This is a genomic window from Sphingomonas sp. MMS12-HWE2-04 (assembly GCF_044881185.1).
GTDB lineage: Bacteria > Pseudomonadota > Alphaproteobacteria > Sphingomonadales > Sphingomonadaceae > Sphingomonas.
Genome location: NZ_CP173254.1, coordinates 256,224 through 280,601, shown reverse-complemented (window position 1 = coordinate 280,601; position 24,378 = coordinate 256,224). Strand labels below are relative to the sequence as shown.

Genomic DNA, 24,378 nt, shown 5'->3' with positions numbered 1-24,378 from the left:
ATGGCAATGGCCAAGGAAGTCGACGACGACACGATCGGGAAGATCGCCGAGGCGCTGGTTGCAACGTCCCGGTTGCAGGATGGCGCGGCGCTGGCCGGCAACGGCCTGCTGATGCCGATGGCCGCGCTGCGCACGCGATCGGCTAGGCGCGAGCTGGTTCGCGTGCGGACGCGCGAAGGCGGCAAGTCCGACGCTGCCGTCCGCCAGGCCGCGCTCGTCTCGGCACTTTCGACACGCGAGCGCGAAGTGACCGAGGCCTATGCCCGGCGTGCCGGGCCGCAGGCCGAAATCGGCGAGCGCGAGGCAGGGCTGACGGGCCGGATCACCCGCGATGGCGAACCGCTGTTCGACGCAGAATTGGTCGCGCTCGACGGCCAGCGCGAGACCGTGCGCCGAACCTGTACCGGGCGGGATGGCCGCTATGCGCTGTCGGTGCCCGCCGATATCGATCTGTCGCTCGAAGTGCGCGTGGACGGCAAGGCGCAGTATCGCGACAAGGAGCCGCTCGCCTATCCGATCGGCTATCGCGGCGTGCGCGATATCGAGATCGGTCAGGCGGCGCCGGTTTGCGATCCCTCGAGCGACGGCGAAGGGGAAAGCCTGCAGATGCCGGGGCTAGAAGGCCTTGAGCTGGAGCGTGGCGAGAAGACGATCGAAGCGCTGGGGTTGATCCTCGGCAAGGTGACCGAACAGCCCTCGGACCGCCCCGGCATCATCCTGGCGCAGGATCCTACCGCGGGCGCCAAGGTGGTGCGCGGCAGCGAAGTGACGCTGTGGGTCGGCCGCAAGGACGGGCGCAGCGCGGCCACCGTCGGCGATCTCAAGGGCAAGACGCTCAACGACGCGCTCAAATCGATGGCCAAGGCCAAGGTCGGGGTGGCTTCGGTCACGATCGTGCGCGGGACCACGCAGACCCCGACGGTGCGCGGCAGCAAGGTCGCAGAGCGCGAGGATGCGCTCCATCTCGAAGTCGCGGTGGGCGGCGAAAAGGCGGCCGAGACCGAAGTCGCCGCGGCCGTGCTGGCGGCCGCTTCCGAGGCACCGGACATCGACAGTGCTGCGGCGGGCGAGCGCTGGCTCGCCGAGGCGGGGATCGATTCGCTGGAGACGCTGGGCAAGGCCGCGGGCGAGGACGACCCGTCGCTGCGCAAGCGGCTGGGGCTCAGTCCGCGTGCCGACGTTTCGGGCGCTCGCCGTGCGCTGCTCGCGGCGGCGATGCGCGTCACTCGGAGCTGAACCCGGGAGACGCTAGATGGCCGAGGCCGCCGTACCGCAGACTCTACCGCCCCGCGCCGCGCGTGGCCTGGCGCAGCTGCAGGCGAAGCTCGAAGTCGGCGCGGCGAACGATCATTTTGAGCGCGAGGCCGATCATGTCGCCAGCCAGGTGATGCGCGGCGGCGACGGACCGGTGTCGATCCCGCCGACGATCACGCCCATCGGTGCCCAACGCAAGGCAGCGCCCCAGGCGCCCAAGGAAGAAGAAAAGCCGCGTGCCAAGCCCGCCAAGGCCCAGCGCAAGGCCAATCCTTCGATGCGCGAAGACGAGCCGAAAGGCGGCGCCAAGGCCGGCAAGGTCCAGCGCGATGCGGCCGCCGGCGCGGCGGGGGGCACCGCCAGCCCCTCGGTCGCCAATGCGATCAGCGCGATGCAGGCGGGATCGGCGCCTGGGCTGGATGGCGGCGCGCGCGGCTTCATGCAGAACCGCTTCGGCCGCGATTTCAGCGGGGTGCGCGTCCACCACGGCGAGCGTGCCGCCGCTGCCGCCGATGCGCTGGGCGCGCGAGCCTTCACGATCGGCAACGACGTGTTCTTCAATCGCGGGCAATATCAGCCGCACAGCAGCAGCGGCCGCCAGCTGCTCGCGCACGAGCTTACCCACACGGTCCAGCAGCAGGGCAGCGGCGGCGTCGCGGCGCGCAAGCGGATCCAGCGCGATCCCGAGGACGAGGCGGCCCCCGTCCCGCCGGGCACCGCCGCGGCAACGCCGACCCAATTCGACATCCCCTCGATCCCCGGCGCGCGTATCGACACAAACGATACCGGCGGGGCCAAGGGCACGATTACCGTACCGACGCTCGCGCTGCCAGCAGTCGCCGGCGCGCACAAGGGAACTGCCGGTGGTATCGTGACGCCCGTCGCCGACAGCGCCGCCGGACGGGCAATTCCCGTTCTCGGCAGCTCGCTGACGTTCAACAAACCGATGCCGCACCGCGATCGGGATTCGGTGCCCGCCGAGGTATGGACCGCCAGTGCACGCGGCGACGCGAACATACAGGCGGGGATAAAGGACAAGCTCAATCAGAAGATTGCCGCAACGCCCGATGCGGCCTCGATCGTCGAGAACGGCGTTCCGGTCTATTATCTTAAACTGCCACGCGGCACCGCGACCAACGTGTTCATCGGCACGGTCGATGAACTCGCCCAATCCGATGCGCTGGTGCGTCCGCAATGGTCGTCAGCGGGCGATCCGTTGTTCGACACCAATCGGTTCGATGCGGATCACTTCCTCGAAATGCAGTTGGGCGGTGCCGATACCGGCGCCAACATGTGGCTTCTCCAAGCCTCGTATAATCGATCGGTCGGCTCGCAGATCGCAGCGAACATGCGCACCGACATCAACGCAATCATTTCCCAGGCGGAACGCAATGCGGCAATTCCCACGGACCAAAAGCCCAAGGAACTCGAGGTTCGCACGCAGTGGAACGTCGTTTTCACTCGGGTGGTAGCGGGCAACAATTTCTCGGGGCGGGCGCCGACTTTCTGGACGCGCGCGCAGATTCAAGCTGGCGCGCATCTCGACCCACTCCGCGTGATGAATGAGGCAGATATGGTTGCGGCAGGCCTTCGGCTCGCACCCGGCCAGCAGCCAACGCGGATCAAGGTATTTCCCTCCGCGGCGGGCGAACTCGCGAAGACGCTCCAGCTCGGCGCCAATGGCAACGTCCGCCGGCCGCCCCGCGGGGAACTATTCGACGGCATCATCATGAACAGCGGCACCTACATCGGCAACCAGCCGCTCGACGCGCCCGAGAGCGACCTGATGACGCTTAACGTCACCATTCTCAAGACGCGCGAAAGCGAAGGCGCTGAAGTCATCGATCGCAAGACCGGCGACGTCGCCGTCAAGCGCGCGCCACGCCTGGGCATCGCCGGCTATATCTCACGCGCATCGATCGTGGCGGCGGCGCGGACCACGCGCTTCAAGCCGCTAAGCCCGCTAACCTTCGACGATATCGGCGTCTCACCCGAAGGCGTGCTTTCCGGCACCGGCTCGATCGGATCAACCAAGCTGATGCTCCCCGGCCTCAACGTACCGATCAGCCTCTACGGCGACCGGGTGGGAATCAACTTCCCGGTGCCGGTGGAGAATCTGAGCCTGGGCCCGGTGAGCATCACCGAGGCGGGGCTCTCGCTCGGCGTCGGCGAACGCGGCTTCTTTCTCGAAGGCTATGCCGGGTTCGAGATCCGCAGCCTCGGCTCGGGCATGGTGACCGCCGCGCTGACCGAGGCCGGACCCGAGCTTTCGGGCAATTTCAACCTGGCGATGGATTTCTTCAATCCCGCCTCGATCGCCGCGACGTACAATCTGGCCAACGACGCCTTCACTGCGCAGGCGACGCTGGGCGTGCAGCAGGGGCGCATCCCGGGAGTCGATTCGGGCACGGTGACCGTGACGCTGACGCGCGACACGATCGGAGTGAACGGCACGATCAATCTGGGCGGTCCGCTGCGCGGCACCGTGGTCAACGTCACCTATACCGAGACCGAGGGGCTGAAGATCGGCGCGGACAATATCCCGCTGCCCTTCGCCAATCTGCCTGCGGTGCAGAACGCGACGCTGTCGGTCTCGGCATCCAAGCCCCCCAATGCCGAGAATTGGAGCTTTGCCGGCCATGGCACGGCGACGCTGGCGGTGCCCGGCGCGACGGGGACGCTCGACATCGACTATCTCGACGGCGCCGTGACGCTCCACGGCACCGGCACGGTGGCACGCGGGCCGGCATCGGGGACGCTGGATTTCACTGCCACCAACCGCCAAATCGACGAGCAGGGCCGCCCGATCGAGGGCCCGCCGACCGACGCGATCAACGCATGGGGCCGCGGCAGTGTGACGGTGCGTTTCGGCGAGACGCTCACCGGCACCGCGGGCGTCGAATATACGCCGGACAACCGCGTGATCATCACCGGCACGATCGCGATGCCGCCGGTCTATGAGGTGTTCCCGAGGCGCGACTTCAATCGCGACCTCTTCACGCTGAGCCCGCCCGAGTTTCCGATCTGGGGTGTCTCGGTGGCGGGATATGGCGTCGGCATCTTCGCGTTCGTCGATGCGCGGGTGTTTTTCGAAGCCTATGTCGGGCCCGGCCAGATTCGCGACGCTTCGGTGACGGCGACGCTCGACCTCGATCGGCCCGAGGAAGCCACCGTGCACGGCCATGGCGAATTCTATGTGCCGGCCTATGCCGGGCTAGGCCTGGACGTCGGCGGCGGGCTGCGCGCCCGGCTTGCCGTCGCCTATGCCCAGGGCAGGGTCGGGCTGACCGGCCGGCTGGGGGTCGAGGCCGGCGCCGGCGCGATCGTCGACTTCGACTGGAACCGCGCCGACGGGCTGTCGCTCACCGCCGACCTCCACGCCGAGGCGACGCCCAAGTTCGATCTGTTCGCGACGGCATCAGTGACCGTAGGGGTCGACCTGCTGCTCACCGAGGTCGAGCACACGTGGGGCCCGTGGCGGCGCCAGCTCGGCTCGTTCGGGCCCGACATGACGCTGGGCGTCCACATGCCGGTGCGCTGGAGCGAGGCAGGCGGCCTCGACCTCAGCATGGACAATATCGAAGTCACCAGGCCCCAGCTCGATGCCGGGGCACTGATGAGCGACGTATTCAGCCAGCTCGCCGGTTAGGCGACCTTGAAGCCTTCCTTGTTCATCGACAGCGTCAGCGCCTTGTTCTTCTCTTCGCTGAGCTGCGCGCGCAGCATCGGGAAGAGTTCCAGCTCCTCCTCCTGCATGTGCTTTTCGATGTCGGCACGGAATTCGCGGACCTTGGCGATCCAGTCGGGCGAGGCCGTGGGCGTATTCTCCAGCTCGTAGAGATACTGCTTCACATAGCCATGCTCCTTGGTGAGCGCATCGGCGGCGTCGCGCTGGCCGATGTCGCGCAGCGCCGGATAGATCACATTCTCTTCCTCGACCGCGTGCTTGAGCAGCGCGTGCTTTAGATGCGAAAGCAGCATGTTGCGGCGGAGCGTGGCCTTTTCGTCGGTGGCCTCGATCGCGTCGAACACCTTGAGCGTCGCCACATGCTCGACGATCAGCGCCTCGTCCCAATTGCCGGCGAGCGCAGTGGGCGCCTGGACCGCAGCCTTGCGGCCGAGCATCGCGAGCAGCCCGAGCGCCGCGCCGCCCGCGGCTGCGCCGGCGATCACGCCGAAGCTGCTGCCGGACTTGTGCGTGGGCTTGAAGCGTCCCTTGCTGTCACGCGTGGCGGTCGTCGTAGCCATTTTCGCCTCCATGAAAATGTGAGTCGGCGAAACAACTGTTGGACGATCCGCACGTTCCAATGTTGGATTCGAAACGCCTCGCGTCGCAGAATGCATGCGAATCGTGTTATTCCGTTGCGCGAAATTGGAAGAATGTTGCGAGTTTGGCGACCGGGCTGTTGGAAGGATTCTCCACATGCCCGAAGGCTGCCATAAGCGCCGGGGTGTAGGTCAGCCTTCTCCCTCCCCGCCAGCGAAGGAGTATCAGCGGCGTGCTTCGGCAGCCATTTCGGCGGTGCGGCGGGCGGAGGCGGCGAGGGTTTCGCGCAGCAGCGTCTTTATCGCGTCGTCGCGATCGAGGACGTTGAGGCCCTGGCGGGTCGAGCCACCCGGACTGGCGACGCGATCGGCGAGGACCGAGGGTGGCGCATCCGCCTGAGCGGCGAGCAGGCCCGCGCCCTCCACGGTGGCGATGGCGAGGCGCTGCGCCTGGTCGGGCGAAAATCCGAGTTCGGTGCCCGCGGCGGCAAGCGCATCGATGAAGCGATAGACGAAGGCGGGGCCGCAGCCCGAAAGTACGGTCCCCTGGTCGAACAGCGTCTCATCCTCGATCCATTCGACGAGACCGAGCGGCGCCATCAGCGCATCAATGCCGGGAGTACGGGCGCCATGGAGCGCGACAACGCCCTTGCCGAGCGCGACCGGCAAATTGGGCATGGCACGGACGACCGGATGGCCCGGGAAGCGCGCCGCGAGCGTCGCCACATCGGCACCGGCGAGGATCGAGATCAGGCCATAGTCGCCCGGCGGAAGCGGCGCGATGTCGCCAAGCTGCTGGGGTTTGATGCCGAGCTGGAGGAAATCGGGCGCCGGGGCGTCGGGGAACGTCCTGCCCTGGCGCACGCCGGCGGGCAGTTCGCGGTCCTGACGATTGACGACGAAGACATTCTCCGGGGTGACCACCCCGCTGGCGATCCATTGCTGGAGCATCGCCCCGGCCATGTTGCCGCAGCCTAGCAGCCACAGCCGCATCGGCGCGGTGCTCACGCCTCGCCCTGCGTCTCGATCAGCGACGATGCCAGCGCGTCCTGCGGCGTCTTGCCGCCCCACAGCACGAACTGGAAGACGGGATAGAAGCGCTCGCACTCGTCGATCGCGCTTTCGACCAGCAGCTCGGCCTGGTTGAGCGTGAGCGACGGCTCGCCCGCGCCGTCGATCAGCGCGGCGTGGCGGAAGAGCAGGATGCCGCTGGCCGACCACAGCTCGAAATGGCCGATCCAGAGCTGCTCGTTGACCAGCCCGATCGTTTCATAGACTGCGGCGCGGCGCTCGTCGGCGACGCGGATGTCCGGGAAAGCGAGGAATTGCAGCACGCCATCGTCCTCGCGCCAGATCGCGCGAAGCTCATATTCGGTCCAGCTGCCCTTAACCTTGGCGACGATCTCGTCGTCTTCGCGCTCGAAGCTCCAGCCATGCGCGGCGAAGTAATTCTCGAGCATGTCGATCGGCGCGGCGTCCTCGCGGTCGAATTCCGCCTCGTCGAGCATCAAGTCCTCCACACGCCAGGATTGGCGCGTTCAATTCCTGCCAATCGCGCTTCGGGGGCACAAGCGCAGGGTGCGCAACCCTGCGGAAAAGCTGTGGACAAGCGGTGGACGATCGCGCCGGTCAAGCGTCGCCCTGCGGCTTGGCGCGCGGCGCCTTGGCGGGGGCAGGCTGGGCAAGCTGCGCCTCGAGCGCGGCGATGCGCGCCTTGAGCGCATCGGCCTCGTCGCGCGCGGCGACGGCGATCGCCTTGATCGCTTCGAACTCGTCACGGCTGACGAAGTCGAGACCGCCGATCCATTCGCGGGCGCGATCGCGCGCGGCGGATTCGGTTTCGCGCGCCATGCCGGCAACGGTGCCCGCCGCGCCGTTCACGAACTTGACGAAATCGTCGAACAGGCGGTTATCGGTCTGCATCGTGAATTCCTGACTGATCTTCAACGGATCTCAATTTGGTCAACCGGGCGCGACACTACAAGGGAGCCGGCGTCCGGATTGAGCTGGTGGATCCGATAGAGCAGCACGCCGGCGAAGCAAAGCCAGAGGATGTACGGGACCAGCAGCCAGCCCGCGAGCCTGCGCACGCGGCCGAACAGATAGATGGTCAGCGTCACGAGCAGGATCAGCACCGCGATGATGAGCAGCGCGGTGACGACCTGATGCATACCGAAGAAGATCGGCGTCCAGGCGAGATTGAGCACGAGCTGGAGGAAGAAGACGATCAGCGCAGGCCCCCGCGCGCGCGCGCCGCGGGCATTGACCACCACCGCAAGCGCCAGCCCCATCAGCACATAGAGGACGCCCCAGGCAGCGCCGAACGCCCAGCCCGGCGGCATGAAATCGGGCTTGGCGAGCTGGGCGAACCAGGGATTATCGTCCCCGCTCGGCACCAGCCGGCCCGAGGCGAACCCCAACAGAACGACGAACGGCACGGTGACCACCGCCCAGCGCAGAAATGCCAGGCGCAACTGACCCTTGGACGCGATTTCGCTCACATGTCCTCCCTTTGCCGCCGACCCGGGCAGCGTTCCCCCGATAGTGAGAGAATTAATAGAAAGCCGTGCCGCGCTGCAACAGAAGGATTGTTGCGGGAGATGACGGTGTTGGGTCAGGATGTTTTGCTGGGACCGGCGGATCGAGACCTGGGCTGGCGCTCACGTCTCTCGCACCCCTCCCTGAAAGGGAGGGGCTGGGGGTGGGTGCCGCCGAGGCACTCGGCGGCCCGACGCACGATGTGCAGGACCGCACCATCCGGATTGGCCAGAACGTCCGAATTCCAAAGGCGGAGCACTATCCAGCCTTTCGACTGGAGAAATGCAGTTCTTCTCGCGTCCTGCGGCTCCGAGGCGAGATGCTGGCTGCCATCGAACTCAACGGCTAGATGCGCTTGCCGGCAAGCCAAATCGATAATGAATGGCGCTACTATAAGCTGACGCGTGAATTGTGGACGATAGCGCGAAATGCGGTGACAGACCGCCAATTCGGTTTGCGTGGGATTGTTGCGCAGTTCTCGCGCACGGGCAGTCAGCTCTGGATCGATCCGGCGCGACATGACGAGAGCTTAGGATGGCTCGCTGCGCTCGCCAACCCACCCCTAGCCCCTCCCTTCCAGGGAGGGGAACAGTTTAAGATCCGAGCGCCGCGGCGATCAGGAATTCGACATTGCCTTCGGGGCCAGTGATCGGGCTGGGCGTGACACCTTCGACCAGCCAGCCTTTGCCGGTCAGCCAGGCGGCGACTTCGTCGCAGACGCGGGCGTGGATCGCGGGATCGCGGACCACCCCGCCCTTGCCGACCTCCTCGCGCCCCGCCTCGAATTGCGGCTTGATCAGCGCCGCCAGCCTTGCGCCGGGACGAGCGAAGCCCAGCGGCACCTCGAGCACCTTGGCGAGGCCGATGAAGCTGGCGTCGCACACCACCAAGTCGATCGGCTCGGGGATATGCGTGGGCGTGAGGATGCGCGCACTGGTCTGTTCGTGAACGATGACGCGTTCGTCCTGCCGCAGCTTCCAGGCGAGCTGGTTGGTGCCGCTATCGACGGCATAGACACGCGCGGCGCCGCGGCTGAGCAGCACGTCGGTGAAGCCGCCGGTCGACGAGCCGACATCGATCGCGACGACGCCGGATACGTCCCAGCCGAAATGGTCGAGCGCATGGGCGAGCTTGATCCCGCCGCGCGACACCCAGGGATGATCGCGGCCGCGGACATCGAGCAGCACATCCTCGGGGAATGCCTGGCCCGGCTTGTCGACCTTGCGATCGCCGGCAAAGACGAGGCCCGCCATGATCAGCGCCTGCGCGCGCGTGCGGCTCTCGGCAAGGCCGCGATCGACGAGCATCTGGTCTGCGCGCTGCTTGGCCATGCGCGCGGCTTTAGGCCGGGCAATGGCGACTAGGCAACCGGGGCGGCTTGCGTTCACAGCGATCGCGGCTAGCCTGGCGACACGGGGAATAAGGGTCGCGACCCCCGGTCCATCGGCGCCGCGTGCGCATCCAGAAGGAATTGCGATGACTCCCAGCTCCGCCTGCACTGCGCTGATCCAGCAATTCGAAGGCTGCGCGAAGAAGCAGCCGAGCGGCGATTTCGCCGCCTATCCCGATCCCGGCATCGGCGCCGCGCCCTGGACGATCGGCTGGGGGACGACCGGGGCCGACATCACGCCCGGACTGACCTGGACTCAGGCGCAGTGCGATTCGCGCTTCATCGCCGATGTCGATGCCTTTGCGGCCAAGGTGTCGGCGGTCATCGGCGGCGCCGCGACGACCCAGCACCAGTTTGATGCGATGGTAAGCTTCGCGTATAATCTGGGCGTCGAAAACCTCGCCGGCTCGACCTTGCTCAAGCTGCACAAGGCTGGCGACTATGCCGGGGCGCAGGCGCAATTCGTCCATTGGGACGAAGCCGCGCACAAGGTGCTGCCGGGGCTCGAGCGGCGGCGCGAGGCCGAGGCCGCGCTGTATGGGAGTGCGTAGCTTCAGGGCTGAATCCGGCTGTCGCAGGCGCGCTTCATTCCGGCGCAGCGCTATTGCCCACTAATTGAGTGGGATATATATCGATGCTCCGGCCTCTCTCCCGTGGAGTGGACAAAATGACGATTTTCTCGCCTCTCGACGACCAGTCTCCGCTCATCCTCACCGTCCCCGGACTTGGTGGCTCGGGACCTTCGCATTGGCAGACATTATGGGAGCAATCGCGCCCCGACACCCACCGAGTCGAACTCGGCATGTGGGACGCGCCGCATCGCAATAGCTGGGTGACCAAGCTCGACCAGGCGATTCGCCAGGCGCAGGCGCCCGTCGTGCTCGCCGCGCACAGCCTGGGCTGCCTGGCCGTCGCCTGGTGGGCCGAGCTTGCCGGCCAACCTTTCGGCTGGCCGGTGGCGGGCGCGCTGCTCGTCGCGCCGGCCGATGTCGATCGGCACGGGGTGCGCCCCGAGCTCGCCGCCTTCGGGCCGACTCCGGCCAAGCCGCTGCCCTTTCCCTCGATCGTAGTCGCAAGCAGCGACGATCCGTGGATCGAAGCGGACAAGGCACGCGGCCTCGCCAAGGGCTGGGGCAGTTATTTCGTCGATGCCGGGGCGCAGGGACACCTCAACGCGGCCAGCGGCATCGGCTGGTGGGAGGAAGGTCAGGCGCTGCTCGACCGCGTGCTCGACGCCGCCTCGGACCGCAGCGGCAAGCTGCGTACCGCCGCCGACGCCCGCGCCCTGCTCGCGGTGAGCGCGACCGACGCGGCGCAGTCGCATTATCTGGGCGCCCATGCCTGAACCAACGGGCCGCCGCACGCCGCGCGCGCATCGGCGCAGCGGAGTGGAAAAGGCGATGCCCGGGCCCATATCAGTTCCCTAGCGGGCCTGGCCGAGTGACGTCCCCCTAGAGCGTCACTCGGCCTACGCCCGCTCTTTTTTGGCTGGCGCCCTGCCCGCGATCTCCCGGCGATACGGGCGCGACAAATTTGGGTGCATGATATATTGTACCTTGGCGGTGGCGGGTCTATATGCTCGCCATGCCGGTGAGTCTTCCTGCACGCCTATGGGGCGGTATCGATGCGCGTCTCGATCGCATCGCGATGGGAATCAGCGGACTGTGCCTCGTGCACTGCGTTGCCACCACGATCCTGCTGACGCTGATCTCGTCGGCGGGTGCCCTGCTCGATCCGGCGATCCACGAAGTGGGGCTGACCTTCGCGATCGGCTTCGGGATCCTTGCGCTGGGCCGCGGCGTGATGCTCCATGGCTATATGATGCCGGCGGTCGTGGGCGCGTTCGGCCTGGGGATCATGGCCGGCGCGCTGTCGCTCCCGCACGGCGATTTCGAGATTTTCTGGACGCTGGTGGGGGTGAGTCTCGTCGCGCTGGGGCATGATCTCAACCGCCGCGCAACCTACTGACGCTTGTTCGCAGAGGCCCGCGGGCCTACATCCAGGCCATGCACGCGCACGATCATCACGAGCACCACGGCACCGACCTGACCAAGGCGGCACGCGGCACGCTGGAGAAATCCGGCGAGCAATGGACTGCGATGCGCGAGCGGGTTTTCGAGGCGCTGGCCGGGTTCGACAAGCCGGCTTCGGCCTATGACATCGCCGAAGCGGTTTCCAAGGCAGAGGGCCGCCGAGTCGCGGCGAACAGCGTCTACCGGATCCTCGACCTCTTCGTCGGCGCGAATCTGGCGCGGCGCGTAGAAAGCGCCAATGCCTATGTCGCCAATGCGCATCCCGATTGCCTGCACGACTGCATCTTCCTGGTCTGCGACAGCTGCGGCCAGACCACGCATATCGACGACGACACCATCACCAGGAACGTGCGCGCCGCCGCGACCGGCGCAGGCTTCTCGCCAGTGCGGCCGGTGATCGAAGTGCGCGGCAAATGCTCGGACTGCGAATAGGCCTGCACCAAAACTCCACGACTTTTCAGTGATTCGAGCGTTCGACTTGGCGCAATCACTGGAGTAAGAGCGGGCGAATGGCCGACCTTCCCAGCACGCCGCTGCTCGACACCGTCGACACGCCCGCCGATCTCCGCAAGCTCGATCCCGCCGATTTGCGCCAGCTGGCCGACGAATTGCGCGCCGAAACCATCAGCGCGGTGGGCACCACCGGCGGGCACCTTGGCTCCGGGCTTGGCGTGGTCGAACTGACCACCGCGATCCATTATGTGTTCAACACGCCCGACGACCGGCTGATCTGGGATGTCGGGCACCAATGCTATCCGCACAAGATCCTGACCGGGCGGCGCGATCGCATCCGCACGCTGCGCACCGGCGGCGGCCTGTCGGGCTTCACCAAGCGCAGCGAAAGCGAATATGACCCGTTCGGCGCGGCGCATTCGTCGACGTCGATCAGCGCGGCGCTGGGCTTTGCCATCGCCAACAAGCTGAGCGACAAGCCCGGCAAGGGTATCGCGGTAATCGGCGACGGCGCGATGAGCGCGGGCATGGCCTATGAAGCGATGAACAACGCCGAGGCCGCGGGCAACCGGCTGGTGGTCATCCTCAACGACAACGACATGTCGATCGCGCCGCCGGTGGGCGGGCTCTCCGCCTATCTCGCGCGGACGGTCTCCTCCTCGAACTATCTGGGCCTGCGCAACTTCGCCAAGCGCGCGATCCGCCGCATTTCGAAGCGCGCCCACAACGCCGCCGAAAAGGCCGAGGAATTCGCCCGCGGCATGGTCGCCGGCGGCACGCTGTTCGAGGAACTCGGCTTCTATTATGTCGGCCCGATCGACGGGCACAATCTCGACCATCTGATCCCGGTGCTCGAGAATGTCCGGGACAGCGAGCACGGCCCGATCCTCGTCCATGTCGTCACCAAGAAGGGCAAGGGCTATGCGCCTGCCGAGGCCGCGGCAGACAAATATCACGGCGTCCAGAAGTTCGACGTGATCACCGGCGCCCAGGCCAAGGCGCCCCCCGGGCCGCCCGCCTATCAGAATGTGTTCGCCGACCAGCTGATCAAGGAAGCCGATGCCGATCCGCGCGTCGTCGCCATCACGGCGGCAATGCCCTCGGGTACCGGGCTCGATCGGTTCGGCAAGGCGCATCCCGATCGCACCTTCGACGTCGGCATCGCCGAGCAGCACGCCGTCACTTTCGCCGCGGGCCTTGCCGCCCAGGGCATGCGGCCGTTCTGCGCGATCTATTCGACCTTCCTCCAGCGCGCCTATGACCAGGTGGTCCACGACGTCGCGATCCAGAACCTGCCCGTCCGCTTCGCGATCGACCGTGCCGGGCTGGTCGGCGCCGACGGCGCGACCCATGCCGGCAGTTTCGACGTCACCTATCTGGCGACGCTGCCCAATTTCGTGGTGATGGCCGCAGCCGACGAGGCCGAGCTGGTCCATATGACCCACACCGCGACGCTGCACAATTCGGGGCCGATCGCGCTGCGCTATCCGCGCGGCAACGGCACCGGCGTCGAACTTCCCGCGGTCCCGCAGCAGCTCGCGATCGGCAAGGGGCGCATCGTCCGCGAAGGCAAGACCGTGGCGATCCTCTCGCTCGGCACGCGGCTCGCCGAAGCGCTCAAGGCCGCCGACACGCTGGAAGCCAAGGGGCTTTCGACCACCGTCGCCGATCTGCGCTTTGCCAAGCCGCTCGACGAGGAGCTGATCCGCAAGCTGCTGACTAGCCATGAAGTCGCCGTGACGATCGAGGAAAATGCGGTTGGCGGCCTTGGCGCACACGTTCTCACCATGGCGAGCGACCAGGGGCTGATCGATGGCGGGCTCAAGCTGCGCACGATGCGCCTGCCCGACATCTTCCAGGATCAGGACAAGCCCGAGCTGCAATATGCCGAGGCCGGCCTCAATGCCGAGAACATCGTCGACACGGTGCTCAAGGCGCTGCGCTACAACGAAAGCGCGGCGGAGGGCGGCGCCCGGGCCTGACTAGCGCTGGAGCCCCTCCCCGTCGGGAGAGAGGCTCCGCTGCCAGGATCAGGGCCAGCTATAGCTAGGCGTCGCGGTGACTTCGGTCGGCGGCGCGGTGAGGTTGGCACCCTGCGCGGCATCGGTGATCGTGGTGGGATCGACGAAACCGAAGAACACGCCATGATTGGGCGATGCGCCGCCGCGATGCTCGACATCGCCGATCAGCTGGGCGGTGCCGGTTAGTGCGATATTGGGCTCGAAATAGCCGAGCGGCATGAAGCTGGTCTTGGCCTTTGCGGTGCTGGCGAGCGAGGTGTTGCCCGCCACCACGGTCAGGCCACTCGCCACGGCGCTGCCCGACAGCGTTCCACCAAAGACCGACGCGTGATCCTCGACTCGCGCGTTGCCGGTGACCGATCCCGAATAAACTCGGGCATAGGGACCGACATAGGCCGTCGACGCCACGGTCGCGCCAGATGCGACCCAGCCGCCGCCATTGCTATGCTGATGCCCGCCGGAGATCGGCGCCGGCGCGCCGGTCTCGAAGCCCTGGGGCTGCGCGCTGGTGAGCTGCACCATCCAGGGATAGCGATAGACGCTGTAATAGGGCTGATCCCAGCGGATCTTCTGATTGGCGGTCGGGGCGGCGAGCACGATCATGTAGACACCCTGGTCGCCGGTCTGCAGCGCGAAGTTGATCGTGGCGTTGCTCGAGCTTTGCAGCGCGCTGTAGCGGCTGCCCCCGCTTTGGGTGATCGCCACCACGCCCCAGCGCCAGCCCGAGTTCGGCGCCGGGATGCTGGTCGGCTCGTTGGCCAGGCCCGGCAGGCTGGTGGTGTTGGTCGCCGACTGAGTGACCCCGCGGAAGGTGACGCCGATGCTGGTGGCGCCGCTGTCCGGGATCAGGCGGACGAGGTTATAGCCCCAGCGCTGCGGCGCCTGGGAAAAGGGCACCGAGAATTTGCGCGTGGTCAAATTGACCGGGTCGAGCCGCGTCATGCGGTTGAGGCGATAACCGTTATAGCCATAGTCGCCGTTCAGCGCCGCATTGTTGCTGCCATAGGCGGCGCGCATGATCGCGCCATGATCGGTGCCGTCGGGATCGGTATAGTCCCAATTGACGTTGTGCATCGCCCATTGGCCGAAAAAGTCGTTCAGCTGCGAGACCGACCAGCCCATGTTGGTCATCAGCACGGTGAACGGGTCGGCAGTAAGATAATTGGCGTCGGTGGTCTTGGGCGCATTGCGCCAGATGTTGTTGACCGCCGCATAGCCATGGACGTTCTTGAGATACTCCCAGAACTGGAAGTTGCAGTAGCGATCGCGGGTGGAGCCGTAATAGAGGTGCGGCGCGTTGACCATCAGTTCGGAGCAATGGACGTTGGTGCGATATTGCGGGCGCTGGGTCGCCATCCAATTGGCGTGGCTCTCCCACATCCAGCCGACATAGGGCGAATCGCGCAAGCCGCCGGTCGCGCCCTGCAGCGCATGGGTGAATTCATGCGCCAGCCCGAAATTGTCGGCGAGCCCACCCGGCCCGATCCACATGCCGGGATTGCCCGACCCGTCGACGCCGCCGCTGAGCCCGAAATCGCCGACCCAGATATTGACCTTCTTCTTCGCGGTGCTGTTGCACGAGGGTGCGGGGAAGCCGATCTGGTCGACGAACTGGGTGTAGATCGATTCAAGCTCGTTCGCCGCGGCTTGCGCGGCGGCAGTCGTGGTCGTGGTGCCGCTCCAGCGGATCGCGAAATGCGCGGATTGCAGCTGGACCGCCGGGGCATCGGGCATGGCGACGACGCTCCACGTGCCGGTCTGGCAGCCATTGGCATCGAGGGCGGCTGGAACCGGCGCGGCCGCGGCCACCGTCGTCGCGGCTTCGGCTACCGTGACGGTCCCTTCGGAATCGCCCCGGCAGGAAGAGACGAGGGCCGCAGTCGATAGAAGCAAGACGTATCTGGATACGGTCGGCAACGTGCGCATCGTCATTCTCCCCCAAGCGAAAGAAACAAGGCAGTCTTCGTATTCCGTATACTTTATCTTTTTATAGTTGGGTCTTTGTCAAGCGCTGCTATTGCGGCCGGTGACACCCGCGGAATTGCGCCCGTCCAAAGTCGAAGCGCATTGAATCTTCACGATTTTCGTGAGCGCGCGGCGGAAAGGGCGATGGGCCGGCCCGACGACGCACTTGCATGTGCATTTGCCAAAAGGCGCGTTGTACGCCGCTCGGCTCGAATCGGGCAGCAGCCGGACGCGGGCGCTGGGCGAGGCCGGACTGGTCAACCCCCTGGCGCGGCTCTAGACAGGCCCGGTGCTCCAGATGACTCCCCTCCCCTCCACCGCCCGCCCGCGCGCGCTGGCCACCTGGCTGTTCTTCGTCGCCGGGCTGATCGTGCTGATGGTCGTGATCGGGGGGATCACGCGGCTTACCGAGTCGGGGCTGTCGATCACCCAGTGGAAGCCGATCTCGGGCGTAATCCCGCCGCTCAACGATGCGCAGTGGCAGGCCGAATTCGCCCATTACAAGCGCATCCCCGAATATCAGCAGCTCAACCAGGGCATGACGCTTGCCGGGTTCAAGGCGATCTTCTTCTGGGAATATCTCCACCGGCTGCTCGGCAGGCTGATCGGCGTCGCCTTCGCGCTGCCGCTGATCTGGTTCGCGATACGGCGGCAGATCCCGCGCGGCTATGGCGGGCGGCTGGTCGCGCTGCTCGCACTGGGCGGTCTGCAGGGTGCGATCGGCTGGTGGATGGTCAAGTCCGGGCTGAGCGTGCGCACCGATGTCAGCCATCTCCGCCTCGCCACCCACCTGCTGGTCGCGCTGTTCACGCTCGCCGGGATCGTCTGGACCGCGCTCGACCTGCGCACCCTGGCGCTGGACGGTCGGGCCCGACCGGCGCGGCTGACCGCGCTCGGCGGCGCGACACTTGCGATCCTCTTCGTCCAATTGCTGTTCGGCGCGCTGGTCGCCGGGCTCAACGCCGGGCTGGTCACCAACGAATGGCCGCTGATGAACGGGCATGTCTTCCCGGGCGCCACGATCGAGGGCCGTCCCGTGTTGGACGCCCTGTTCAACGATCCGGCGATCGTCCATTTCGTCCATCGCTGGTGGGCCTGGGTGGTGGTCGCCGCGCTGGTCGTGCTGGCGCGGCGCGTCCGCGGGATCGATCGGCGCGCCTCGATCGCGATCCATAGCGCCTTCGGGCTCCAGATCCTGCTCGGCATCGCCACGGTGATGAGCGGCGTGAACATCGCCCTCGCCGCGCTGCACCAGTTGACCGGCGCGCTGCTCGTGATCGCGACCGTCTGGGGCGCACACGCCGTCGGTCGCATGCGCTGAACGCGCCATATTGGCGGCAGTGGAAGTCGGCGGTATTATAATACCTGTCAGCAAAGCCACGCATTTGTTGACTTTCGCGAGGCTTTTGCGCAAAGGGCCCTCAATCGCGCCGGCCCTGTGGCTGGCGCGTTCGCTTTTTACTCGAAAGGTCCCGGCCCCATGAAGGAGCTGATGAAGACCACCAAGTCGGTCAAGCCGCACGAGGTGGAGAAGAAGTGGCATATCGTCGATGCCGACGGCCTGGTGGTCGGTCGTGCGGCGACGATCATCGCCAACGTGCTGCGCGGCAAGCACAAGACGAGCTTCACCCCGAACCTCGATTGCGGTGACAATGTCATCGTGATCAACGCGGACAAGATCCGTTTCACGGGCAAGAAGCTGCAGGACAAGGTCTACTACAAGCACACCGGCTATGCCGGCGGCATCAAGGAGATCACTGCGGCCAAGGTCCTCGAAGGCCGATTCCCCGAGCGCGTGCTCGAGAAGGCCGTCGAGCGCATGATCCCGCGCGGCCCGCTCGGCCGCCAGCAGATGCGCAACCTGCGCATCTTCGCCGGCACCGATCATCCGCACGAAGCGCAGAACCCCGAAGTCCTCGACATCGCGTCGATGAACCGCAAGAACAAGGTGGGCGCATAATGTCCGACAACCGCCAGTCCCTTTCCGATCTGGGCGCGATCGCCTCGGGCGAACAGGCCGTTGCGGCCAACGCGCAGGCTTCGTCCGAACAGCGCGCCGACGCGTATCTCGCCGGCCAGCTCGACGCCCCGACGAACACCACCCCGCTGCGCGCGCAGGAACTCGACAAGTTCGGCCGCGCTTATGCAACCGGCCGCCGCAAGGATGCCGTTGCCCGCGTGTGGATCAAGCCGGGCACCGGCAAGATCACGATCAACGGCCGCGATCAGGAAGTCTATTTCGCGCGTCCGACGCTGCGCCTCGTCATCAACCAGCCGTTCGGCGTTGCCGAGCGCACCGGCCAGTATGACGTGATCTGCACCGTCAAGGGCGGCGGGCTCTCGGGCCAGGCCGGCGCAGTCAAGCACGGCATCAGCCAGGCGCTGACCAAGTTCGAGCCGATCCTGCGCGCGCCCGTCAAGGCCGCCGGCTTCCTGACCCGCGACAGCCGCGCCGTCGAGCGTAAGAAGTACGGTAAGGCCAAGGCCCGCCGCAGCTTCCAGTTCTCGAAGCGCTAAGCTTCCGGCCTTCGAACAAGAGGGGCGGTCCGGCAACGGGCCGCCCCTTTTGCATGTCGGCGCGGCCCGGCTAGAGTGCGGCGATGCGCCCGTTCGACACGCCAGAGACCGCCCGCATCCTGGGCTTCCTCGCCGAGGCGGGGATCGCCGTCGAGCAGGATGACCTGCCCGGCGAAACCTTCCTGCCGGGGATGACGGTGCGCCGCGGCGTGCTGGTGGTCGATCCCGAACGGCTCGCCTTTCCCGGCGATATGCTCCACGAGGCCGGCCACATCGCCGTCGCCGACCCCGGCGCGGACCACGACGCGGTGTCCCCCGATCCGGGCGAGGAGATGGCGGCGATCGCCTGGTCCTATGCCGCCGCCTGCGCGATCCCGCTCGACCCGCGCATCGTCTTCCACGATCATGGCTATCGCGGCGACGGCGCCAATATCGCCGAGAATTTTGCGCAGGGACGCAGCTTTGGCGTGCCGCTGCTGCAATATTGGGGTCTCACCCGCACGGCGCTCTATCCCCAGATGCGCCATTGGCGGCGCTAGCGAAAAGGCCGGGATAGCGGGATCGTTACGGGCACGACGATAGCGCCTTCATCTTTTGGTTAAATATCTCTGCTAGTTCCACGGCTTACGCTGGCTCGCCGCTCTATAATGACGGGAGGCAACGCAGATCGGCCGAGTGGAGCCGAGCGGGGAATTCGATGATCGCGTCAAAGTCTTGGACCGTGCTGGGCACGGCGATGTTCCTTGCGCTGAGCGCATGCGGCGGCGGCGGTGGCAGCAGCGGCGGCAGCGCGGCGGGTGGAACGCCCACCGGCGGCATCGTCACCGTCACGCCGACGGTCGATCCCGCCGCGGAGGCCAGGCGGCTCGACGGCGAAGCCGCGCGGCTCGCCAAGCAGGCAACCTTCGGCCCGACCGCCGACACGATCGCGCGCATCCGCAGCCTGGGCGTCAATGGCTGGCTCGACGAGCAATTCGCCGCCTCGGGCAGCAGCTATGCCGATATCGCCGCCGGCGAAGTGCGCCGTGATTTCTGCACCAGCGGCGACACGATCTGCGCGCGCGCGCATTTCTCGCGCACCCCCGTCGCGATGCGCTTCTATGCCGATGCGGTGATGGGGCAGGACCAGCTGCGCCAGCGCGTCGCGCTTGCGATCGGCGAGATGGTCGTCGCCTCCGAAGCCGAAGTGAATTCGGCCGCCGGCATCGCCGCGCTCAACCAGATCTTCCTGACCAACGCCTTTGGCAATTACCGCGACATCCTCGCCCAGGTGACGATGCTCGGCTACATGGGCGACTATCTCGACATGGCCGACAGCAACAAGTCGGCGCCGTCGGAGAATTATGCCCGCGAGCTGCTCCAGCTCTTCTCGATGGGCCCCGACCAGCTCAACGCCGACGGCACGCCCAAGCTCAATTCGACCGGCGCGCGCATGCCCAATTACACCACCGACGACATCAAGGGCGTCGCCAAGGCACTGACCGGCTGGACCTATGCCCGGGTCGGCGGCGCCGCGATCACCGATGGCAATGCCCGCGACTATTCGAAGCCGATGATCCCCGTGACGGCACGCTATGACGCCACGGCCAAGTCGTTCCTCGGCACCAGCGTCGGCGCCGGCGCGGCGCAGGATGCCAGCGTCGCCGCGGTGGTCGATGCCGCGTTCAACAATGCCTCGACTGCGCCCTTCGTCTCCAAGTTCCTGATCGCCCAGCTCGTCACGCCTAACCCGACGCCCGCCTATGTCGGCCGCGTCGCGGCGGTGTTCGCCAACAATGGCAGCGGCGTGCGCGGCGACCTGAAGGCCGTCGTCCGCGCGATCCTGACCGACAGCGAGGCCCGCGCGGTGCCCACCGCGACCTCGGGCAAGCTCAAGGAGCCGATCCTGCTGATGACGTCGCTCGCCCGCGCGATCGGCTTCAACACCGACGGCTATGTCTTCACCACGCGCGACACCGCGCTCGGCCAGCCGGTGATGCGTGCGCCTTCGGTGTTCGGCTTCTACCCGCAGGATTATCCGCTGCCCGGCAGCACGACACTGCGTAGCCCGGTCTCGAAGCTGCTCAACACCTCGAACGCGCTGCGCTGGCACAATTTCATCTATGACTGGACGGTGAGCGGCGACGCCACGCGTTCGGAATTCGCGCTCGAACTCCGGCCTGCCGCTCTCGACGCTGAGCCAGCCGCAATGGTCGAGCTGGGAGACGCTGGCCGCCGATCTCGATGCGACCGTGGCGCGGATCGACCTTCTGCTTTTCGCCAATACGCTGAGCGACGCGCAAAAGGCTGCGCTCAAGGCCGCCGCGACGCCGATTACGAACGCCGATCCCACCCTCCAGGCCCGCAGGCGCGCGCAGATGATGCTCTATGTCGCAGCATCCAGCCCGCTGTTCCTGGCCGACCGCTAAGAGGAAGACGAAGATGACGCTTTCCCGCCGCGATTTCACGCGCCTCGTCGCCGGTTCGGGCGCGCTTGCCGCCATGGGCCAACTCGGCCGGACCTCCGCGATTGCCGCCCCCAATGGCAGCTATCGCGCGATGGTCGGCGTCTTCCTGTTCGGCGGCAATGACGGCTGGAACATGGTGATCCCCACCGACGGCCGGCATTCGGCCTATCTCGCCGCGCGCGGCAGCGTGGGCATCAAGGCGCCGGCGCTGACCGCGCTGACCAACGCCCCGTATGCGCTGCACCCGGCAATGACTGCGTTACGTCCGCTCTGGGACGAAGGTGCGCTGTCGCTGGTGCTCAACGCCGGCACGCTGTTCGCGCCGCTGACCAAGTCGACCTATGCCTCGCGGCCCGATCTGCGCCCGACCAATTTGATGAGCCATGCCGACGAGCAGGCGCATTGGCAGGGCCTGCGCGCGCGCGACGTCAGCCTCGATGGCTTCATGGGCCGCATCACCGATCGCATGGGCAGCACGCCCCTGCCCTCGATGATCTCGCTCGCCGGGTCGAACCTCGCGACGCTGGGCCGGACCTCGTCGGCGCTCGTCCTTCCCTCGACCGGTACGCTGGGGCGAAGCGGCTATTCGGCGAGCGGCAACGCCGCCAACGCCGCGAAGAATGCCGCGATCGATGCGCTGGCAAGCAGCACCGGGCTGGGTGCGATTACCGAGGGCACCAGCCGCGACATCAACGCCGCCTATGGCCAGGCGACCACGGCGAACGCGATCATCAGCGCGACCAGCACCGTCGACGGCTATTTCGTCAACGAGAGCGGCGCGGCGCTGACCAGCGATGTCGCGCGCCAGCTGATGCGCGTCGCGCGGATGATCGAGGCGCGCAACAGCCTGGGCCATGGCCGCCAGACCTTCCTGGTCAGCCAGGGCGGGTTCGACAATCATTCGGGCCAGGTCGCCGGCGGCAACAACGATACCGGCACCCATGCGAACCTTATGCGCGATCTCGCGCAGGCGCTGGCTGGCTTCTATCGCGCGATGCAGGCGCTCGGCATGGGCGAGAACGTCACGGCTTTCACGATGAGCGACTTCGGCCGCACCTTCCGCGGCAACGCCCAGAACGGCACCGACCATGCCTGGGGCAGCAACCATCTGGTCGTGGGCGGAAACCTGGCGCCCGGCGGCATTTTCGGCGCCTATCCCGATCCGGTGCTGGGCGGCGCCAACGACGTCAGCAGCGAAGGCCGTTTCGTGCCCGCCGTGGCGCAGGAGGAATATATCGGCGCGATCGCGCGCTGGCACGGCGTTTCGGATGCCGACATGCCCTATGTCTTTCCGAACTGGGCGACGTGGAGCACCGCGGGCCGCGGTCCGCTGGGGTTGTTCAAGACCTAGGTCGTGAACCCATAGACGACCGCTCCCGGTATGAGGGCCGAACGCCGAGATTGGTGGTTAGCTGTCGTCGCGGCGCCTTCGCACGATCGAGGCACGGAGTGCCCTCGCTACATAGAATCCGGCGAGCGCCGCCAGGCTCGGCCAAAGCGGTACAAAGATGAAATCGAGGCCGCTGGTAGAACGAATGTTCTCCGGATGCACCGCCTGCCATCGGCTGACATACACCACCATTGCAATGGGGACGACGAACAAGACGAAGCAGCCAATCCGCTGACGCGGGATGAGGCTACCGAGAATCAGGCCTGCAATGGCACCGCAAAGAAGCAGCATGCTGATCGTCATGCCGACAGCGTAGCGGCGGTGTCCATGTCTGCAAGTGGGCGCTTCCTGCCAGCCCGGTTTATGAGTCGACGCCCTAATACGCCTTCGCTTTCACGGGGGACCTCGGGGAGGGTTGGCATCGGTTGGGATGCGATGCTTTCATGCCCGGGCGATAGAGTCCTTGGCGCGCAGACGCGCGTACGCACCCCTAACCTCTCCCTGCGAGCAGGGAGGAACATCCTCAGAGCGGCACGGCGCCTTCGCCCTTGAAGCGGGCGATCGTTTCGAAGCTGCCGCCCGTCACGCGGATCTCGTTGAACGACGGCGGCTTGTCGCGGACGCGCTCGGAAAGCGTGCCGGCGCCGATCAGGCGGACCGTGCCGCCGGCAACCTGGTGCTCGATGTCGAACGGGTCATGGACATGGCCGGTGAGCACGGCGTGCGCGCCCGCGGTCGCCAGCGCTTCGAGCGCCGCGCCGCCGCGGCGGGTCTGCGAGGTGGCGCGGGTCCCCGCCTCGATCAGCGGATGGTGCGCGGCGACGAAGATCAGGTCGCCCTTCGGCACTGCCTCGACCAGCGCGAGCGATTGCTGCAGCGCGTGGCTGCTGACATAGCCCTTGGCCCAATTGAACCGCATCTGGAATCGCGCCGTGGTCTTGAGCGGCACCACCGCGACGCCCTTCACGTCGAGCGGCTTCTCGATCATCCGCTCGAGCGCGCGATAGCGCTTGTACGGCGTAAAGAAGCGCGCCCAGAGATTGAAATAGGGCAAGTCGTGATTGCCGACCTCGACCGTCACCGGTCGCCCCAGGCTCTCTAGCCATTTCGACGCGGCGGCGAACTCGGCGGAGCGCGCGCGCATCGTCAGGTCGCCGGTCATGATGATCGCGTCGGGCTGCTCTTCGCGCACCGTGCGATCAAACCATTCGACCGCCGCCTTGTCTTCGCGGCCGAAATGGACGTCGCTGACGTGGAAAAGCCTGGTCATGCCGCCGCCTCCCGCGAGGTAATGAAGGTCTCGAGGCTCTTGCCCGCGGTGATCGGCTGTGCCGGCTCGAGCGTGACGGGCTCGCCATCGAACAAGGCGAGCACCGGCTTGCGGCCGCGCACCTTGAGACGCTGGGTCCGCGCCTCGGTGACCGCGCGCGCGGCGACCCAATCGCCGGTCACCCATTCCCAGCCCAGCTGGGCGATCGCGCCCCAATCGCGCGCATCGACCGCGGCGACGTCGAGCCCTTCGAGGTGCGGCGTCACGAACACCGCCTGATAATCGTCGCCCAGCTTGGGCGCGCCGTCGACGCGGATGCCGCGCCCGCCAAAGGTCCGCCGCCAGGCACCGCGCACCGCCGCGACCAGCCGGCCGGGCTTGCCCTTGCGCACGGCCTCGCGCGCGCGGAACCAGGTGGCCGCGGGCCCGAGGATCAGCCCGACAAAGGCGCGATGCGGCCCCGCCTCGACAAAGGGCAAAGCGACCCGCCGCTTGGCGACATGCGCGGCATGGACGATCTTCTGCGGATCGAGTTCGCTGTGCAGCGCCTTGGCGAGCAGGTTCATCGTCCCGCCAGGCAGGATCAGGAAATCGCCCTGCCATGTGCCGAGCGCACACAAGGCCGCGTTGATCGTGCCGTCGCCGGCGAACAGCACGACCGTATCCACCTTAGCGGCGTCGAGCGCCTTGGGCTCGGGCAGTTTCTGGTCGGGGAACTCGGTCTTGCCGGCAAGCGTCAGCCCGCGCTCGGCGAACACCGCTTCGAGCGCCTCGCACTTGGCCTGCGTGGCAGTACCCGAATTGGTGTTGGTGATGAACCAGAGCTTTTCCATG

24 protein-coding genes are annotated in these 24,378 nt (G+C 66.7%); 13 read left to right on the top strand and 11 right to left on the bottom strand.

Features of this window, described 5'->3' with window-relative positions; all coding sequences use genetic code 11:
- Positions 1 to 6: 6 nt before the first annotated feature.
- Together AB2M62_RS01345 and AB2M62_RS01340 are read left to right on the top strand one after the other, a co-directional pair.
- Entirely contained in the window at positions 7 to 1,236 is a 1,230-nt protein-coding gene (locus AB2M62_RS01345; RefSeq protein WP_404337147.1) for a PASTA domain-containing protein, read from the top strand.
- A 16-nt stretch (positions 1,237 to 1,252) separates the two neighbouring features.
- Positions 1,253 to 4,903, top strand: a complete 3,651-nt coding sequence (locus tag AB2M62_RS01340) for a DUF4157 domain-containing protein (protein WP_404337145.1) — start codon at positions 1,253 to 1,255, stop codon at positions 4,901 to 4,903.
- Here AB2M62_RS01340 and AB2M62_RS01335 read toward each other — a convergent pair.
- From AB2M62_RS01335 to AB2M62_RS01305, 7 genes are all read right to left on the bottom strand, one after another.
- Positions 4,900 to 5,502 (bottom strand): hemerythrin domain-containing protein, encoded by a 603-nt coding sequence (locus AB2M62_RS01335; protein ID WP_404337143.1) that lies wholly within the window; start codon positions 5,500 to 5,502, stop codon positions 4,900 to 4,902. The two genes, AB2M62_RS01340 and AB2M62_RS01335, sit on opposite strands and share 4 nt — an antisense overlap.
- A 243-nt stretch (positions 5,503 to 5,745) precedes the next feature.
- Entirely contained in the window at positions 5,746 to 6,513 is a 768-nt protein-coding gene (locus AB2M62_RS01330; protein ID WP_404339747.1) for a pyrroline-5-carboxylate reductase family protein, read from the bottom strand.
- A gap of 11 nt (positions 6,514 to 6,524) precedes the next feature.
- On the bottom strand, positions 6,525 to 7,028 hold the full coding sequence (locus AB2M62_RS01325; protein WP_404337141.1) for a YbjN domain-containing protein: 504 nt from the start codon (positions 7,026 to 7,028) through the stop codon (positions 6,525 to 6,527).
- 121 nt (positions 7,029 to 7,149) lie between these two features.
- Positions 7,150 to 7,443 carry an accessory factor UbiK family protein gene (locus tag AB2M62_RS01320; protein WP_404337139.1) on the bottom strand — a complete coding sequence of 98 codons (294 nt, stop codon included), beginning with the start codon at positions 7,441 to 7,443 and terminating at the stop codon, positions 7,150 to 7,152.
- 20 nt (positions 7,444 to 7,463) lie between these two features.
- On the bottom strand, positions 7,464 to 8,021 hold the full coding sequence (locus AB2M62_RS01315; RefSeq protein WP_404337137.1) for a TspO/MBR family protein: 558 nt from the start codon (positions 8,019 to 8,021) through the stop codon (positions 7,464 to 7,466).
- A gap of 113 nt (positions 8,022 to 8,134) precedes the next feature.
- Complete coding sequence (locus AB2M62_RS01310; protein WP_404337136.1) at positions 8,135 to 8,578, bottom strand: endonuclease domain-containing protein; 444 nt, start codon at positions 8,576 to 8,578, stop codon at positions 8,135 to 8,137.
- A 73-nt stretch (positions 8,579 to 8,651) separates the two neighbouring features.
- Positions 8,652 to 9,389, bottom strand: coding sequence for a TlyA family RNA methyltransferase (locus tag AB2M62_RS01305; protein ID WP_404337135.1), 738 nt, complete (start codon positions 9,387 to 9,389; stop codon positions 8,652 to 8,654).
- Between the two features lie 145 nt (positions 9,390 to 9,534).
- Here AB2M62_RS01305 and AB2M62_RS01300 point away from each other — a divergent pair, with 145 nt between their 5' ends.
- The 5 genes from AB2M62_RS01300 (at position 9,535) to dxs (ending at position 13,916) form a co-directional block, all read left to right on the top strand.
- Positions 9,535 to 9,999, top strand: coding sequence for a lysozyme (locus AB2M62_RS01300; protein WP_404337133.1), 465 nt, complete (start codon positions 9,535 to 9,537; stop codon positions 9,997 to 9,999).
- A gap of 116 nt (positions 10,000 to 10,115) precedes the next feature.
- Positions 10,116 to 10,793 (top strand): RBBP9/YdeN family alpha/beta hydrolase, encoded by a 678-nt coding sequence (locus AB2M62_RS01295; protein WP_404337131.1) that lies wholly within the window; start codon positions 10,116 to 10,118, stop codon positions 10,791 to 10,793.
- Between the two features lie 230 nt (positions 10,794 to 11,023).
- Positions 11,024 to 11,416, top strand: coding sequence for a MerC domain-containing protein (locus AB2M62_RS01290; protein ID WP_404337129.1), 393 nt, complete (start codon positions 11,024 to 11,026; stop codon positions 11,414 to 11,416).
- Positions 11,417 to 11,454: 38 nt separating this feature from the next.
- Positions 11,455 to 11,913 (top strand): Fur family transcriptional regulator, encoded by a 459-nt coding sequence (locus tag AB2M62_RS01285; protein WP_404337128.1) that lies wholly within the window; start codon positions 11,455 to 11,457, stop codon positions 11,911 to 11,913.
- A gap of 77 nt (positions 11,914 to 11,990) precedes the next feature.
- The gene (dxs, locus tag AB2M62_RS01280; RefSeq protein ID WP_404337127.1) at positions 11,991 to 13,916 is read left to right on the top strand and encodes a 1-deoxy-D-xylulose-5-phosphate synthase; all 1,926 of its coding nucleotides are present in this window, start codon (positions 11,991 to 11,993) and stop codon (positions 13,914 to 13,916) included.
- Between the two features lie 48 nt (positions 13,917 to 13,964).
- On the opposite strand, the gene AB2M62_RS01275 is transcribed toward dxs, so the two are convergent.
- On the bottom strand, positions 13,965 to 15,881 hold the full coding sequence (locus AB2M62_RS01275; protein WP_404337125.1) for an Svx/AvrXca family virulence/avirulence protein: 1,917 nt from the start codon (positions 15,879 to 15,881) through the stop codon (positions 13,965 to 13,967).
- A gap of 337 nt (positions 15,882 to 16,218) precedes the next feature.
- Between AB2M62_RS01275 and AB2M62_RS01270 the strand changes: the two genes are divergently transcribed.
- The 6 genes from AB2M62_RS01270 to AB2M62_RS01245 all read left to right on the top strand — a co-directional run bounded on the left by AB2M62_RS01270 (position 16,219) and on the right by AB2M62_RS01245 (position 22,235).
- Positions 16,219 to 17,241, top strand: a complete 1,023-nt coding sequence (locus tag AB2M62_RS01270; RefSeq protein WP_404337123.1) for a COX15/CtaA family protein — start codon at positions 16,219 to 16,221, stop codon at positions 17,239 to 17,241.
- 159 nt (positions 17,242 to 17,400) lie between these two features.
- Positions 17,401 to 17,880: a 50S ribosomal protein L13 gene (gene rplM / locus AB2M62_RS01265; RefSeq protein ID WP_404337121.1), complete on the top strand. Its 480-nt coding sequence runs from the start codon at positions 17,401 to 17,403 to the stop codon at positions 17,878 to 17,880.
- Complete coding sequence (gene rpsI, locus AB2M62_RS01260) at positions 17,880 to 18,437, top strand: 30S ribosomal protein S9 (protein WP_404337119.1); 558 nt, start codon at positions 17,880 to 17,882, stop codon at positions 18,435 to 18,437. Before rplM ends, rpsI begins: the two co-directional genes overlap by 1 nt.
- A gap of 83 nt (positions 18,438 to 18,520) precedes the next feature.
- The gene (locus AB2M62_RS01255) at positions 18,521 to 18,976 is read left to right on the top strand and encodes a hypothetical protein (protein ID WP_404337117.1); all 456 of its coding nucleotides are present in this window, start codon (positions 18,521 to 18,523) and stop codon (positions 18,974 to 18,976) included.
- 158 nt (positions 18,977 to 19,134) lie between these two features.
- Positions 19,135 to 20,862 carry a DUF1800 family protein gene (locus tag AB2M62_RS01250; RefSeq protein ID WP_404337115.1) on the top strand — a complete coding sequence of 576 codons (1,728 nt, stop codon included), beginning with the start codon at positions 19,135 to 19,137 and terminating at the stop codon, positions 20,860 to 20,862.
- Positions 20,859 to 22,235 (top strand): DUF1501 domain-containing protein, encoded by a 1,377-nt coding sequence (locus AB2M62_RS01245; RefSeq protein ID WP_404337113.1) that lies wholly within the window; start codon positions 20,859 to 20,861, stop codon positions 22,233 to 22,235. Before AB2M62_RS01250 ends, AB2M62_RS01245 begins: the two co-directional genes overlap by 4 nt.
- 57 nt (positions 22,236 to 22,292) lie before the next feature.
- Here the strand turns inward: AB2M62_RS01245 and AB2M62_RS01240 are convergent, their stop codons facing one another.
- The 3 genes from AB2M62_RS01240 to AB2M62_RS01230 form a co-directional block, all read right to left on the bottom strand.
- The gene (locus tag AB2M62_RS01240) at positions 22,293 to 22,577 is read right to left on the bottom strand and encodes a hypothetical protein (protein ID WP_404337111.1); all 285 of its coding nucleotides are present in this window, start codon (positions 22,575 to 22,577) and stop codon (positions 22,293 to 22,295) included.
- 220 nt (positions 22,578 to 22,797) lie between these two features.
- Positions 22,798 to 23,544: a metallophosphoesterase family protein gene (locus tag AB2M62_RS01235; protein ID WP_404337109.1), complete on the bottom strand. Its 747-nt coding sequence runs from the start codon at positions 23,542 to 23,544 to the stop codon at positions 22,798 to 22,800.
- Positions 23,541 to 24,377 (bottom strand): diacylglycerol/lipid kinase family protein, encoded by an 837-nt coding sequence (locus AB2M62_RS01230; protein WP_404337108.1) that lies wholly within the window; start codon positions 24,375 to 24,377, stop codon positions 23,541 to 23,543. Before AB2M62_RS01230 ends, AB2M62_RS01235 begins: the two co-directional genes overlap by 4 nt.
- Between the last annotated feature and the right edge of the window lies 1 nt (position 24,378).